Consider the following 14,090-nt stretch of genomic DNA (forward strand, 5'->3'; position numbering starts at 1 on the left):
CCTGGTCTCCCGCCGCCGGCGCGGTTACTTGGCGCCGGCGTTGGTCATTTGGCGGAGTTCTTTTTTGAGTTCGGAGATTTCGTCGCGGAAGCGGGCTGCTACTTCGAACTGGAGTTCGGCGGCGGCGTTGTGCATCTGGTCGGTGAGTTGCTGGATCAGGTCGGCGAGGTCCGAGGACGGTAGGCCGCCGGCCAGTTCCTTTGCCTTCTCTCCTGCCTTCACCTTGCCGCCACCCGGTACCGGCGCCTTGCCGCGCGATTGCGTCCGGCCGGAGCCGAGCAGTTCGGCGGTGTCGGCGTCCTCGCGGGCCAGCATGTCGGTGATGTCGGCGATCTTCTTCCGCAGCGGCTGCGGGTCGACGCCGTTCGCCTCGTTGTACGCGATCTGCTTCGCGCGCCGCCGGTTCGTCTCGTCGATCGCCTGCTCCATCGACGGCGTGATCTTGTCGGCGTACATGAACACCTGACCGGACACGTTCCGCGCGGCCCGGCCGATGGTCTGGATCAGCGACCGCCCCGACCGCAGGAACCCTTCCTTGTCCGCGTCCAGGATCGCGACCAGCGACACCTCCGGCAGGTCCAGACCCTCGCGGAGCAGGTTGATGCCGACGAGTACGTCGTACTCGCCCATCCGGAGCTCGCGGAGCAGTTCGACCCGGCGCAGCGTGTCCACCTCGCTGTGCAGGTACCTGGTCCGGATGCCCATCTCCAGCAGGTAGTCGGTCAGGTCCTCGGACATCTTCTTGGTCAGCGTGGTGACCAGCACCCGCTCGTCGCGCTCGACCCGGAGCCGGATCTCGTGGATCAGGTCGTCGATCTGCCCCTTGGTCGGCTTCACGATCACCTCGGGGTCGACCAGACCGGTCGGCCGGATGATCTGCTCGACGAACCCGTCGGACTTGTCCTGCTCGTACTGCCCCGGGGTGGCGGACAGGTACACGGTCTGGCCGATCCGCTCCAGGAACTCCTCCCAGCGCAGCGGCCGGTTGTCCATCGCCGACGGCAGCCGGAAGCCGTGCTCGACCAGCGTCCGCTTCCGGGACATGTCGCCCTCGTACATCCCGCCGATCTGCGGGACGGTCACGTGCGACTCGTCGATCACCAGCACGAAGTCCTCGGGGAAGTAGTCCAAGAGACAGTGCGGCGCCGTACCGGGCTCGCGGCCGTCGGTGTGCCGGGAGTAGTTCTCGATGCCGGAACAGGTGCCGATCTGGCGCATCATCTCGATGTCGTACGTCGTCCGCATCCGCAGCCGCTGCGCCTCCAGCAGCTGCCCGTTGCGCTCGAGCTCGGCGAGCCGCTCCTCCAGCTCCGCCTCGATCGAGGTGATCGCGCGCTCCATCCGCTCTGGCGCGGTCACGTAGTGCGTGGCGGCACCGATGTAGACCTCTTCCTCCTCCGACAGCACCTCGCCGGTCAGCGGGTGCAGCGTCATCACCCGCTCGATCTCGTCGCCGAAGAACTCCACCCGGACCGCGAGCTCCTGGTACACCGGGAAGACCTCGAGCGTGTCGCCACGCACCCGGAACGTGCCGCGGGTGCCGGCCAGGTCGTTGCGCGCGTACTGCACGCCGACGAGCTTGCGGAGCAGGCCGTCGCGGTCCATCTCGGTGCCGACCTTCACGTGGATCATGCGGTTCAGGTACTCGTCGGCGGAGCCCAGGCCGTAGATGCAGGAGACGGTCGCGACCACGATCACGTCGCGGCGGGTCAGCAGCGACCAGGTCGCCGAGTGCCGGAGCCGCTCGACCTCCTCGTTGATCGAGGAGTCCTTCTCGATGTACGTGTCCGTCTGCGGTACGTACGCCTCGGGCTGGTAGTAGTCGTAGTACGACACGAAGTACTCGACGGCGTTGTTCGGGAAGAACTGGCGTAGCTCGTTGGCGAACTGAGCCGCCAAGGTCTTGTTCGGCTGCAGGACGAGCATCGGCCGCTGGATGTTCTCGGCCAGCCAGGCGATGGTCGCCGTCTTACCCGTTCCGGTCGCGCCGAGCAGCACGACGTCCTGCTCACCGGCGTTGATCCGCTGCGTGAGGTCCGCGATCGCGGCCGGCTGGTCACCCGCCGGAGCGAAGTCCGACACCACCTTCAGCGGGGCGACCATCCGCTGGAGATCCGACACCTGTCTCATGTCCCCCACCGTACGGGCCGCCGCCGACAGTTTCTAAAACCAGCTGACGGTTGGCGTCGGTCAACCCACCGACGGTTCCTGAAACTGCAGGTCAGAAGCTCTTTATGAGGGTGTTGTTCATGTAGACGAGCTCGTTGACGCGGCGCTTGTAGACGCGGGTCTCGAGGGCTGCGTCGGTGGCCGTGACCCGGTCGAACTTGTCCTGGTAGGCCGTGACGAAGCCCTGCATCGAGACGTGTTTGCCGTTCTTCGCGACCCAGTCGCCGGTGTAGGTGAGCGCGTAGCAAGCCTTGATGTTCGGGTTGGCCGGCTGGCAGACGGTGCCCTTGCCGATCCGGACGCCCTGCATGCCGTTCGACTCGACGTCCACCAGGTGCTCGGCGAAGCCCTTCGCGTCGTACAGCTCGGTCTGCCGGACCCAGTAGTACCCGTCGATCAGGCCGCGGGCGTTGAACTGCTGGAGGATGTAGTTCTTCCCGGCCTTGGTCTTGTCCCAGTCCGGCAGCCAGCCCTTCGACGGTGTGAACCAGACGCCGTACCCGACCTCGACGCCGACGTCGTTCGGCCCCTTGGAGTCGTCCGGGGTCGGCGTCGGCGACGGCGTGTACATGGTGCCGAGCGGCTCCGGCGTCTGCTGCGCGGTGGTCTTCTTGCCGTCCTTGCCGGTCACCAGCAGTACGACGCCGATCGCCACCAGCAGCACCGCGACGATCGCGGCCGCCATGATGATCCACGGCGTCTTGCTCGACCTCGGCGGCCGGACCGGGCGCGACGGCCCGGGGCCCCAGCCGCCGGGAGCCGGAGCGGACACCGGCGGCGGGCCAGGCGGGAGTCCAGGCGGGAGTCCGGGCGGGAGTCCAGGCGGGGGTCCGGGCGGCGGACCGTACTGCTGACTCATAGTTGTCGTTCCTCGTAATAGTTCTGGGTCACATGCTGTCGATCACGGACTTCTTCATGATCGCGGCGTCCGCCTCGGCCTTCGGGGCGAAGTCGGCGTTGGTCCGGAAGTCCAGCGCGGTCACCACACCGTCCTTGCGCCGGTACGTCTCGATCGAGCCCTTGACCTTGGTCTCGACGCCGTTCTTGGTGAACGTGGAGGTGTAGTCGATCGCGACGCACTCCACCAAGACGTCCTTCGGGCACGGCAGGTTCCGTACCGCGCCGAGCTGGGTGATCTCCTCCTCGGTCTCACCCTCGACGATCCCGAGCAGGTACGCGTTCGCGGTCACGTCGCGCTTCTGCCGGACCCAGAAGAACGCCCGGGCACCCTCCGCCTGGTTCGGCGGGAAGACCGCGACCTGCTTGCCGGCCGTCTCCTTGGTGTAGAGCGTCCACCCCGGAGCCGGTACGACCGAGACGCCGAAGCCGACCGGGATCGCGTTCGGCGGCGGCTGGTACGACGTCTTCGGCGCCGTCGGCGTACTCATCGGCGTACTCGGCGGGTTCTGGGAGGTCTTGTCGTTTCCGCCGGACAGTGCGACCAGGACAACCGCGACGATCGCCACGACGAGCAGCCCGGCGCCGATCGGGATCAGCAGCGGCGGCAGCTGGAAGCCCTTCTTCTTCGCCGGCGCCGGCCGGCGCAGCGAGGGCGGGCCGACCTTGTCGCCCCAGGCCGACGACGTCTGGGTCGCCGGCCCGGAACCGGGAGCGCCGGGATCACCATGCCCGCCAGTTCCGGCGGAGCCGCCCCACGGTGACGGGGGCGGCTGCACCTCGAGGTTCCAGGGCGACGGCGGGAGCTGCTCCTCCGGTTCGTCCTGGTCCTCGTCCGGTCCGGGCTGGTTGACCCAGGGGTTACCGCCGGTCCCTTTGTCTCGCTTTCCGCTCACTGACTCTCGAGCACCGACTTCAGCATCGCGGTCGACTCCGGGTCGAGCGTGGCGAGCTTGTCCTTCCGCCCGTACGCCTGGGCAACCGTGATCACGCCGTCGTTGCGTTCGATCACCGCGACGAACCCGACCGCCGCGAAGCTACCGCTCTGCGAGGTCCTGACGCCGGAGTAGGCCTGTGACATCAGCACCTTCACCGGGGTCTTGTCGTCAGGACCCGGAGTCACGGTCTTGACGGGGTTGGTCTTTACCGAGGACAGCGACTTGGTGTTGGCCTTGACCACCGCGGACAGGATCGACTCGCCCGATTCGGTGGTCTTCGCGGCGGCGACCATGAAGATGCCCTCGCCCTGCTTGACCAGGAACACGCCGCTGTACCCATCCAGGCTCTGCCGGACGTAGCCGCTGGCCGGCTTCACGTAGATGCCCTCGGCAACCGCGATGCCCTCGTCCCCGCCGGTGCTCGGCTGGGTCGTCGGCGCGCCGGTCGGTGAGGCCGTCGGCTCACCTGTGGGCTGTTCCGTCGGCTGTCCCGTCGGCTGGGCGGTCGGCGCGCCGGTCGGGATCGGCGTCGGGTCTGCCTGGTCGTCGCCGCCCTTGAAGATCAGCGCGAGGACGACACCGATGATCGCGACCAGCGCGAACGCACCGCCGGCGATCAGCAGGGTCTTGCCGCTACCACCGCTCTTGCGCGGCGGTTGCTGGGCCCAGGGCTGCTGGCCACCGTACTGGGGCTGTTGCCCCAGAAAGCCCGGCTGCTGGTACTGCTGGCCGGGGTACTGCTGCTGCCCGGGATAACCCTGCTGCTGCGGGGCTTGCGGGGGCCGCTGCGGCTGCTGCGGATACTGCCCGCCGTACCCAGGCTGCTGCTGGTACTGCCCTGGCTGCTGTGGCCCTGGCTGCTGCACCCCAGGCCCAGGCGGGTACTGACCAGGCTGCTGAGGAGGACGCTGCTGTGGCGGCGGCTGCTGACCAGGCGGCGGGCCGTAACCAGGCTGCGGCTGCCCGCCGTACGGCTGCTGTCCCCCAGGCCCACCGTACGGCGGCTGCTGCTGGTTGCTCATGCCTGCGTCTCTCCAGTCGTCCCAGTCGTCGCGGCGGTCGATGCGGTCACCCCACGGGCGGACTTCGGTACCGAACGCACCGAGTTGCCGCAGGCGGAGCAGAAGTCGGAATGCGGGAGCAGTGGCATCTCACAGCGCGAGCAGAACGCCAGGTCGCCGGACGCGTGGTTCGAACCGCCGCGGGCGGCCGACTCCAGCGCCGCCTCCAGCAGGCCCTTGTGCAGCACGGTCCGGACCCGGATGATCAGCGCCCCGAGGAGCACCAGGCCCCAGACGACACCGAGGATCGCACCGATCGTGGAACCGCGGCCGCCGACGAAGCCGAGCAGGTAGATGCCGCCCTGGAACAGCGCGTTCACCACCATCGCCTGGAGCAGGCCGCCGACCCAGCGCGGCGTGAAGCCGTCGTACCCCTCGCCGAGGCCGGAGAACTCCGCGCCGGCGAGACCCGTGGCCGAGCCGTACACCAGCGGCTTGATGAAGCCGTGCAGTACGACGATCGAGATCCACGTACCGGCGCTGCTGCCCGGACCGGCGAAGCCGCCACTGATCCAGCCCCAGTGCAGGACGAGCGTCTCGAAGCAGGCGTAGCCGACACCGGCCACGACACCGAACGTGAAGCCGTCCATCAGGTCGTCGTACCGCGGCCGCGACGCCAGGTAGAGCGGGCCGATCTGGCGGATCAGCTCCGACACGACCGGTACCAGCAGGAGCAGGATCAGCAAGTCCCGCAGCGACGGCCCGGTGGAACCGTTGCCGATGGCGTCGAGGCTGAGCCCGATCTTGTCCGACCAGATCCAGGTGAAGAGCGCCGCGAGTACGCCGGTCAGCACGAACGCCGCGGCGACCACCGGGATCGGCTCGTCCTCCCAGAGGTTCACGTCGTACAAGTAGATGATGTAGACGATCGGGATGGCGAAGGCCGCGATCATGATCGCCACCGGGAGCGCTCCGAGCGCCGCCGTCAGCACGGTCAGCAGCAGGGCGATGCCGAGCGCGACCTTGTAGGTGTACGGCTGCTTGCCGGATCCCTGCGGCATGATCGTCGAGACCAGTTTGAACGACGCCACCGGCTCGTCCGGCCTGGCGGCGTACGCGTTCTTCCGCTCGTTGTCCCCGGTGCGCAGGTCGTTGCCACAGTGATGGCAGAAGTGCGACACATCGGGGACGTCAGAGCTGCAGCGCGGACAAACCACGCCATCCTCCCAACCTCGGACGTCCGGACCGGAGCGGGGCGCACCGGCCGTGCCCGGCCGTGACTGGCACGGGCCGGACCGGGACAGATTCTCGTACAGGGGGTCCCGGGAGCATCATTTCCCGCGCGAGGGTCACCTTTTCGTGTCCGGACCGTGGCTCAGCCGGTGTTCGAAGGTGGCCCACACCTCGTCCAGCCGGCGATCCAGGTCGGCGAGGCTGCCGGAGTTGTCGACGACGACGTCCGCGACCGCGAGCCGGTCCTCCCGGGACGCCTGGCTGGCGATCCGCTGCCGGGCCTCTTCCGCGGCCATCCCGCGCTGCGTGGTCAGCCGTTCGACCTGTACCTCGACCGGTACGTCGACGACCAGCACCAGGTCGAACTTGTCCGCCTGCCCGGTCTCGACCAGCAGCGGGATGTCGTGGACGACGATCGCGTCCGCGTCGGCCGCCGCCTCGATGTCCGCGGCCCGGGCCCGCACCCGCGGGTGGATGATCGCCTCGAGCCTGCGCCGCGCGGGCTCGTCGCCGAACACGATCTTCCCCAGCGCGGGCCGATCCAGGTCACCGTCGGCGGTCAGTACGCCGGAACCGAACGCGGCGACCACCTCCGCCAGCCCGTCGGTCCCGCGCGCCACGACCTCACGCGCGAGTACGTCGGAGTCGATCACCACCGCCCCGCGCGCAGCCAGTCGCGCCGACACCGCACTCTTGCCGGACCCGATCCCACCGGTCAGTCCCACTCTCAGCACGCCAGCACCTTATCCAGGCGCCGTACAACGTACGAAACCCCCGCACCCGAGGGTGCGGGGGTTTCGAAGGCGACTATCAGCCCTGGCCGGTCAGCTTCTCGCGGAGGGCCTGGAGTGCCTCGTCGGAAGCGAGCGCGCCCTCGACGGGAGCGTCGTCCTGCGGGGCTGCGGCCGAGGAGTACGACGATGCCTCGCCGGCCTCCACGTCGGCCGTCTTGGCCTCCTCGATCTGCTTCTTGTGGGCCTCCCAGCGCGCGTGGGCCTCGGCGTACTGCCGCTCCCACTCCTCACGCTGCTTGTCGAAGCCCTCGAGCCACTCGCCCGTCTCCGGGTCGAAGCCCTCCGGGTAGATGTAGTTGCCCTGGTCGTCGTACGTCGCCGTCATGCCGTAGAGCGTCGGGTCGAAGTCGTCCGAGACCGGGTCGACACCCTCGTTGGCCTGCTTGAGCGACAGCGAGATCCGGCGCCGCTCCAGGTCGATGTCGATGATCTTGACCATGACGTCGTCGTTGACCTGGACGACCTGCTCCGGGATCTCGACGTGCCGCTCGGCCAGCTCGGAGATGTGCACCAGACCCTCGATGCCCTCCTCCACGCGGACGAACGCACCGAACGGAACCAGCTTGGTGACCTTGCCGGGCACGATCTGGCCCATCTGGTGGGTCCGGGCGAACTGCTGCCACGGGTCTTCCTGGGTCGCCTTCAGCGACAGCGAGACGCGCTCGCGGTCCATGTCGACGTCCAGCACCTCGACGGTGACCTCCTGGCCGACCTCGACGACCTCGGTCGGGTGGTCGATGTGCTTCCACGACAGCTCCGAGACGTGCACCAGGCCGTCCACGCCGCCGAGGTCCACGAACGCACCGAAGTTGACGATCGAGGACACGACGCCCTTGCGGATCTGGCCCTTCTGCAGCTGGGTGAGGAAGTTCATCCGCACCTCGGACTGGGTCTGCTCCAGCCAGGCGCGGCGGGACAGGACCACGTTGTTGCGGTTCTTGTCCAGCTCGATGATCTTCGCCTCGATCTCCTGGCCGACGTACGGCTGGAGGTCGCGGACCCGGCGCATCTCGACCAGCGACGCCGGCAGGAAGCCGCGCAGGCCGATGTCCAGGATGAGGCCACCCTTGACGACCTCGATGACGGTGCCGGTGACGACGCCGTCCTCTTCCTTGATCTTCTCGATCGTGCCCCAGGCCTTCTCGTACTGGGCGCGCTTCTTCGAGAGGATCAGACGGCCTTCCTTGTCCTCCTTCTGGAGAACCAGGGCCTCGACGTGATCGCCGACGTTGACGACCTCGTTCGGGTCGACGTCGTGCTTGATCGACAGCTCGCGGGACGGGATCACGCCTTCGGTCTTGTAACCGATGTCGAGCAGGACCTCGTCCCGGTCGACCTTGACGATGGTGCCCTCGACGATGTCGCCGTCGTTGAAGTACTTGATGGTCTGATCGATCGCCGCGAGGAAGTCTTCCTCCGACCCGATGTCATTGACCGCTACCTGCGGGGTGTTGCGCACTGCGGGGTCGAGGGGAGCCTCGATGCTGGCCGTCATGTGGTGGGTTGCTCCGTGGACTGGTGGTGTTGTGCGGTCGCGTCATGAACCGTTGGATCGCACCAAACCGCGGGATTGCCAGAAGACGACAGATTCACCACCGAGCTGCTGCGAGTCACGAGCCTGCTCCGTCCGAGGTCGCGCGGGCCCATAGCGCATCTCACAGAATACCGGTCTTGACGAGGGCAGCACAACCTGGGGCGCCGGTCGTCACCAGGCGCCCGCCGAGGTACCCCGACGTGCCATTGGTCTCAATGTACGACGTCCAGGTCCGGACGGCCGCCCGCGAGTGTCCCCGTGTCCGCCATTCGGGAGACCAGCCGGTGCGCCGCGGCCGCCACCTCGTGCTCGGCGGCCCGGCTCGCGAGGTCCAGCAGCGCCCACAGATCGGCCGCTCGCCCGAGGTCCACCAGCGGCTCCCCGACCCACCGGAGCTCGTCCAGTACGGCGCGCGCGAGCACCGGATCCTCGCAGAACCGCAGCAGGTTGCCGAGGTCGGCGTACGGCGAGCCGGCATGTGCGAATTCCCAGTCGATCAGCCCGGTGATCCGCGCGGTCTCCGGGTCGACGAGCAGGTTCTTCGGGTTGAAGTCGCTGTGGACCAGGCAGACGCGGTGTACACCGCCCTCGAGCAGCTCCTCCGCCTCGTCGATCACGGTCGCGAAGCCCTCGCTCAGCCCGAGGTCCAGACCGGCCACGTACTCGGTCAGGTCCCCGACCCCGAACGGCTCGACCCTGAGCTCGTCGTCCTGGAACATCCCTGCCCGCAGGAACGGCATCCCGCTCAGCCGCGCCAGCAACTCCCCCAGTTGCGTCCCGACCGTCCGACGCTGTGCCTCGTCCGCGGTCTCCAGGAACATCTGCAGATTGACCCCCGGCAGCCGCTCGGTCAGCAGGTACGGCGGCTCGTCGTACGAGCCCTCCCGCTTCAGCTCCAGTACCCGTGGCACCGGCAAGAGCCCACGGACCAGTTCCAGCAACGCGGCGTCCACCACTGCCCGTCCTGGGTCCTTGGCATAGAACTTGATGACCGCGTCCTCACCACCGGCACTCACCGCGAACGTCTGCCCGCCGTACCCACCTGTCAACGGAACAGCACTCGCTGCGAAGTCGGTCATGTCCTCGACACTAGAGTGTGGCGCGTGAACGAGCCGGTACGGGTTGAGCTGAGCGAGGCGGAGACCTCGCTGGCCAGTCGTACCTATTGGAACGACGCGGCCGGCGAGTATCTCGCTGAACACGGCGAGTTCCTCGGTGACGACCGGTTCATCTGGTCGCCGGAGGGTGTCGACGAGGCGGACGCGCAGTTGCTCGGGCCGGTTCGTGGGCGGCGGGTGCTCGAGGTCGGGTGTGGTGCCGCGCAGTGCTCGCGCTGGCTGGTGACGCAGGGCGCCGACGTGGTCGCGTTCGACATCTCGGTCGAGCAGCTGCGGATCGCCAAGACCCTCGACGAGCGCACCGGTACGGCGGTCCGCACGGTCGCCGCGGACGCGGTCGCGCTCCCCTACCGCGACGCCTCCTTCGACATCGTCTGCTCGGCCTTCGGGGCGCTCCCGTTCGTTGCCGATGCCGGTACGGCGTTCCGCGAGATCGCCCGCGTCCTCCGGCCGTCCGGCACGCTCGTCTTCTCCGTGACCCACCCGTTCCGCTGGACCATGCCCGACGACCCGTCACCGGCCGGGCTGCGGATCACCCACTCCTACTTCGACCGCCGCCCGTACGTCGAGGTCGACAGCTCCGGTACGCCGGTCTACGCCGAGCACCACCGCACCGTCGGCGACTGGATCCGGGAGCTGACCGGCGCGGGCTTCGTCGTCGACGACCTGCTCGAACCGGAGTGGCCGGCCGGCCATGAGCTGATCTGGGGCGGCTGGGGCCCCGAACGCGGCCCGCTGGTCCCCGGTACCGCGATCTGGACGGCGCACAAACCATGAGACAAGCACGCTTCCCAGCCGTCGACGGACTGCGCGTGATCGCCGCGCTCGCGGTCGTGGTCTCGCAGGTCGGCCTGCACACGCACGCACCGCTGGCAGGAGTGGTGTCGCGGCTGGACGTGGGCTGGGCGATCTTCTGCGCGATCTCCGGCTTTCTCTTGTACCGGCCGCACGTGCTGGCGTGGTTCTCGGCCACCGAGCCGCCGCTGACACTGCCCTACCTCCGCAACCGCGCCCTGCGCATCCTCCCCGCGCTACTGATCGCAGTACTGCTCTCTGTCGTGCTCGTCCCGCACCCGTCGACGCTGTACCTACGCTGGGCCGTCCTGACACCACTCCCGTTCTACCTGCTCCTCCCCGGCCTAGGACGCCTGCTGACGGGCTACGAGCGTCCCACCCGGCGCAGTGTGCGCTGGCGGCTGCTCGTCCTGGTCGCACTGACCATCCTCGGCCCGGTCTGGATGGCCGCCGTGATGGCAACCGGCCACCCCAGCGCAGGCCTCTGGCTGCCCGGCTACCTCGGCTGGTTCGCCGTCGGGATGGGCATGGCGCTGTGGCAGGTCTCCCGCGCCACGGGTCGTCTCGGACCGTCAACGCTCGACACGCTCACCAGGGTCCCCGGCACGCTCTGGGGAATCGCCGCGGCACTCCTTCTGATCGCCGCGACGCCTGTCGCAGGCCCCTACAACCACTCCATGCCCACACCGGCACAGGCCCTGGTCAAGAGCCTGCTCTACACAGTGGCCGTCGCCTGCATGCTCTTCCCGGTGCTGACCCCAACGGCCGGCACGGTCCGCGTCCTTGGCGGTCGCCCGGCGCGGCTCGCCGCGAAGCTGTCGTACGGCGCCGTCGTCTATCAATTCGTCGTACTGGGACTCCTGCACGGCCCGTTCGCCGTACAGCTTCCTGTGACGCTGGTGGGCGCCGCACTACTGGCAGCGATCAGCTACCGCCTGGTGGAGCGTCCGATCGCGAAGAAGATCGCAGCGGCGAAGACCGACAGCAGTGTGACCAAGCCGAGCAGCAGCGCCGCCCTGTAGCTGCGGTCCGGCATGAAACGGGCCGTGACGAGCTGCTCCGGCCCTGCCGGCAGCAGCCAGCCCTGTTGCCAGCCGGCGACCCGGATGGGCGTGAGCTTCCGGCCGCTGCCGTCGTACGCCTCCCAGCCGTCGTTGTAGTTCTGCGCCACGGCCAGCACGGACTGCTCGGTCGCGCCCGGTGCCTCGACCGTCAGCTCGGTGGGGTTCGGGTGCCACACTTCCACGCCCTGCACCGGCGTACCCGACCCGGTGCCGAACCCGGCCTTGACCAGCGTGGTCTCGATCGGCACGAGCCCACCGTTCGCCCGGACCTCGATCTGGTGCCGCCCGGACCGCAACGGAACCTCCGGGCTCGTGCCGCACAGCTGGAACGACACCGGCCGGCGCTGGAGCAGCTGCTGCATGCCGGCCGCAACCTGCGTGCGCATCGGTACGCCGTCGACCCGTACCGTCGGCCCGTTCCCGCAGTAGGCCGGGACGCGCCGCTGCGGGTCGACCGCCTTGCGCAGCTCGTCCGCGCCGAGCACCTCCACCTCGTCGACCCCGACCGGGCTGGTCTGCGCGTCCTGCAGCGGTTTCGTCGCGGTGAAGTCGATCTTGATCGACTGCGTGTGCCGCGACGCGAACCGCACATACCCGGCCGCGTCCACGACGGCGTGCACCGGACCGCTGTTGTCGAAGTGCACTGTCACCTCGGCCGGGCGGGATCCGTTCAGGTACGGATCCGACCGGAACCGCAGCCCCTGCACATCCCTTGCCACCGGCAACTTCAAGGTCAGGCTCGGCGAGGGGTCGTCCGCCGCGGCCAGCCACCCGGTCCCGAGCGCACGATCGACGGCGGCCCCGGGCCGCCCTTCCGGTGCGGTCACGGCCCGCGACGACGCGGTCGCGGTGATCGCACCCGGTACGACCAGCAACTGCTCGAGCGTCTCGCCGTCCTTGGCCAGCGCGGTCCCGCGCAGCTGGTACGACGCCGCCTTCGGCAGCTGGATGGTCCGCGACAGGCCGTTCGGCTCGGCGGAGTCCTTCGCCTGATCCGGACTGCACAGCGCCCTCGTCCCCACGTGCAGGCATGCGGACCGCCCGATCTGCGTGTTCCGCAGCACGACCGCACTGGGCTCCACGCCGCTCTGGTCGGCGGTCTCGACCACCGGCAGCCCGTCGACCTTGCCGTCCGCGTCCGCCCGCAGTACGGCCGCCCCGCCACCGCCGAGGGCGGTCACCACGGTCGGTACGTCGTCCGTGCTGCCGCCGAGCGCGAACAACCGCGACTCCGGGATCAGCCGGCCGGGTGAGGTCGCCCCGACGTCGTAGATCTCCACGCCCGGGTACGGCAGGCGGGTCGGCCCGGCAGGACCGAAGTACGCGGCGCGGTTGATGCCCGCGTCGGCCAGACTGTCGTGGATCGCGAGCGCGGGCGTACCGTCCTCCTGGTCATTGCGCACGACGACGTACCGGACGCCGTCCTGGTTCAGCTCCTGCCGCAGCGTGCGGTCACCGACGCCCGAGTCCACCCGGCGCCGCATGTCGTCGGTCAGCGTCGCCAGCGGCCGCTTCACCAGGGCCGCGAGCGGCTCGGTCGAGGTCGACAGGACGAGCACACTGCCCGGAGCGGTCTGGTTGTCCAGCCAGCGCGCCGCCTGTTGCCAGTGCACAGGGATCGCCGCGAACGCCTCAGTCGGCTGCGCGAGGACCACAGGTAGGGCAGCAGCCACCGCAAGGCCGGCCGCGAGTACAGGTACGACACGGCGGTGGATTCCACGCGCCACGGAGAGGTTGGTCAGCAGCCGGAGGTAGTGCGCCGCGGCGAGTGCGAGCGGCAGACCGAAGACGGCCCCCGCTACAGGCAACCACCGCGGCGCGGGCGGCCCGGAGCCGTACTTGAGGAGCATGAGGAGAGGTACGAGCCACCAGATCGAGACCGCGACTACGAAGGCGAGCCAGGCAAGCGTCAGCTTCACCTTGGCGCGCAGCACCAGCCAGATGGCCGGTAGGACGAGTACGGCGACACTGCCTGTCGGGTTGGCGCCGCCGATCAAGGCGAACGCGGCAGCTGACCAACTGGCCCGCCACCATCCGGAGCGGACACGTGGTGTCACAAGCGGCAGCAGCACCCAAGGAGCCATGGCCATCGGCCACACCTCTGTCGGGAGCTCACCGAACGTCCGTGGAATCAGGGCGTACAGCAGGGCGACCGCCAGCCGCGTCCACGGCACGCCGTACTGCAGGACGTTGCACAGCTTCCAGACGCCGAGGAACGCGACGCAGAGGACCAAGGACCACCAAAGGCGTTGCGCGATCCAGTCCGGAACGGAGAGCGCAGCCAGCAGCCAGTGGAACGGTCCCATCGGCAGCAGGTAGCCGTACGTGTCGTTCTGCAGCTGACCGAAGCCGGTGTGCGGATCCCACAGATGCATCGCCCGGGACAGCAGGCCGCCCGGTCCGGCGGTCAGCTCGAGTTTGCCGCCCACGACGATCCGGCCCGGGGCCTGCTGGAAGCAGAGGGCGATCAGCGCGAGGCAGCCGAGGACGAGCCGGGCCCGCCAGACGACCTGGTCCGTACTGCCTGCCTTCAGCCTCCTCACCGGC

At 68.9% G+C, this 14,090-nt stretch carries 11 protein-coding genes; 2 read left to right on the forward strand and 9 right to left on the reverse strand.

From position 1 onward, the window contains the following. Positions 1-24: 24 nt before the first annotated feature. From uvrB to FB475_RS33530, 8 genes are all read right to left on the reverse strand, one after another. The gene (uvrB, locus tag FB475_RS33490; protein ID WP_141862037.1) at positions 25-2,130 is read right to left on the reverse strand and encodes an excinuclease ABC subunit UvrB; all 2,106 of its coding nucleotides are present in this window, start codon (positions 2,128-2,130) and stop codon (positions 25-27) included. A 91-nt stretch (positions 2,131-2,221) separates the two neighbouring features. Further along, entirely contained in the window at positions 2,222-2,941 is a 720-nt protein-coding gene (locus FB475_RS33495) for a hypothetical protein (protein WP_141862039.1), read from the reverse strand. Between the two features lie 115 nt (positions 2,942-3,056). Then, positions 3,057-3,962 carry a hypothetical protein gene (locus FB475_RS33505; protein ID WP_141862041.1) on the reverse strand — a complete coding sequence of 302 codons (906 nt, stop codon included), beginning with the start codon at positions 3,960-3,962 and terminating at the stop codon, positions 3,057-3,059. Next, positions 3,959-5,026: a hypothetical protein gene (locus tag FB475_RS33510; RefSeq protein ID WP_141862043.1), complete on the reverse strand. Its 1,068-nt coding sequence runs from the start codon at positions 5,024-5,026 to the stop codon at positions 3,959-3,961. The genes FB475_RS33505 and FB475_RS33510 overlap by 4 nt, the downstream gene beginning before the upstream one ends. Beyond that, positions 5,023-6,186 carry a PrsW family glutamic-type intramembrane protease gene (locus tag FB475_RS33515; protein WP_238332603.1) on the reverse strand — a complete coding sequence of 388 codons (1,164 nt, stop codon included), beginning with the start codon at positions 6,184-6,186 and terminating at the stop codon, positions 5,023-5,025. Before FB475_RS33515 ends, FB475_RS33510 begins: the two co-directional genes overlap by 4 nt. 168 nt (positions 6,187-6,354) lie before the next feature. Beyond that, complete coding sequence (coaE, locus tag FB475_RS33520) at positions 6,355-6,972, reverse strand: dephospho-CoA kinase (RefSeq protein ID WP_141862047.1); 618 nt, start codon at positions 6,970-6,972, stop codon at positions 6,355-6,357. Between the two features lie 76 nt (positions 6,973-7,048). Beyond that, positions 7,049-8,527, reverse strand: a complete 1,479-nt coding sequence (gene rpsA, locus FB475_RS33525) for a 30S ribosomal protein S1 (RefSeq protein ID WP_141862049.1) — start codon at positions 8,525-8,527, stop codon at positions 7,049-7,051. 251 nt (positions 8,528-8,778) lie between these two features. After that, the gene (locus FB475_RS33530) at positions 8,779-9,645 is read right to left on the reverse strand and encodes a phosphotransferase family protein (RefSeq protein ID WP_141862050.1); all 867 of its coding nucleotides are present in this window, start codon (positions 9,643-9,645) and stop codon (positions 8,779-8,781) included. A gap of 24 nt (positions 9,646-9,669) precedes the next feature. Here FB475_RS33530 and FB475_RS33535 point away from each other — a divergent pair, with 24 nt between their 5' ends. Then, positions 9,670-10,461, forward strand: a complete 792-nt coding sequence (locus FB475_RS33535; protein WP_141862051.1) for a class I SAM-dependent methyltransferase — start codon at positions 9,670-9,672, stop codon at positions 10,459-10,461. Further along, the gene (locus tag FB475_RS33540; RefSeq protein WP_141862052.1) at positions 10,458-11,501 is read left to right on the forward strand and encodes an acyltransferase family protein; all 1,044 of its coding nucleotides are present in this window, start codon (positions 10,458-10,460) and stop codon (positions 11,499-11,501) included. Before FB475_RS33535 ends, FB475_RS33540 begins: the two co-directional genes overlap by 4 nt. On the opposite strand, the gene FB475_RS33545 is transcribed toward FB475_RS33540, so the two are convergent. Next, a complete protein-coding gene (locus FB475_RS33545; protein WP_185759552.1) occupies positions 11,408-14,086 on the reverse strand; it encodes an alpha-(1->3)-arabinofuranosyltransferase domain-containing protein in 2,679 nt (892 codons plus the stop codon). The two genes, FB475_RS33540 and FB475_RS33545, sit on opposite strands and share 94 nt — an antisense overlap. Positions 14,087-14,090: the final 4 nt, after the last annotated feature.

Source organism: Kribbella jejuensis, from assembly GCF_006715085.1.
GTDB lineage: Bacteria > Actinomycetota > Actinomycetes > Propionibacteriales > Kribbellaceae > Kribbella > Kribbella jejuensis.

Bases quoted from the DNA above. Each gene is read 5' to 3' on its own strand.
- uvrB (WP_141862037.1), bottom strand. From the start codon at position 2,130: ATGAGACAGGTGTCGGATCTCCAGCGGATGGTCGCCCCGCTGAAGGTG.
- FB475_RS33510 (WP_141862043.1), bottom strand. From the start codon at position 5,026: ATGAGCAACCAGCAGCAGCCGCCGTACGGTGGGCCTGGGGGACAGCAG.
- rpsA (WP_141862049.1), bottom strand. From the start codon at position 8,527: ATGACGGCCAGCATCGAGGCTCCCCTCGACCCCGCAGTGCGCAACACC.
- FB475_RS33530 (WP_141862050.1), bottom strand. From the start codon at position 9,645: ATGACCGACTTCGCAGCGAGTGCTGTTCCGTTGACAGGTGGGTACGGC.
- FB475_RS33540 (WP_141862052.1), top strand. From the start codon at position 10,458: ATGAGACAAGCACGCTTCCCAGCCGTCGACGGACTGCGCGTGATCGCC.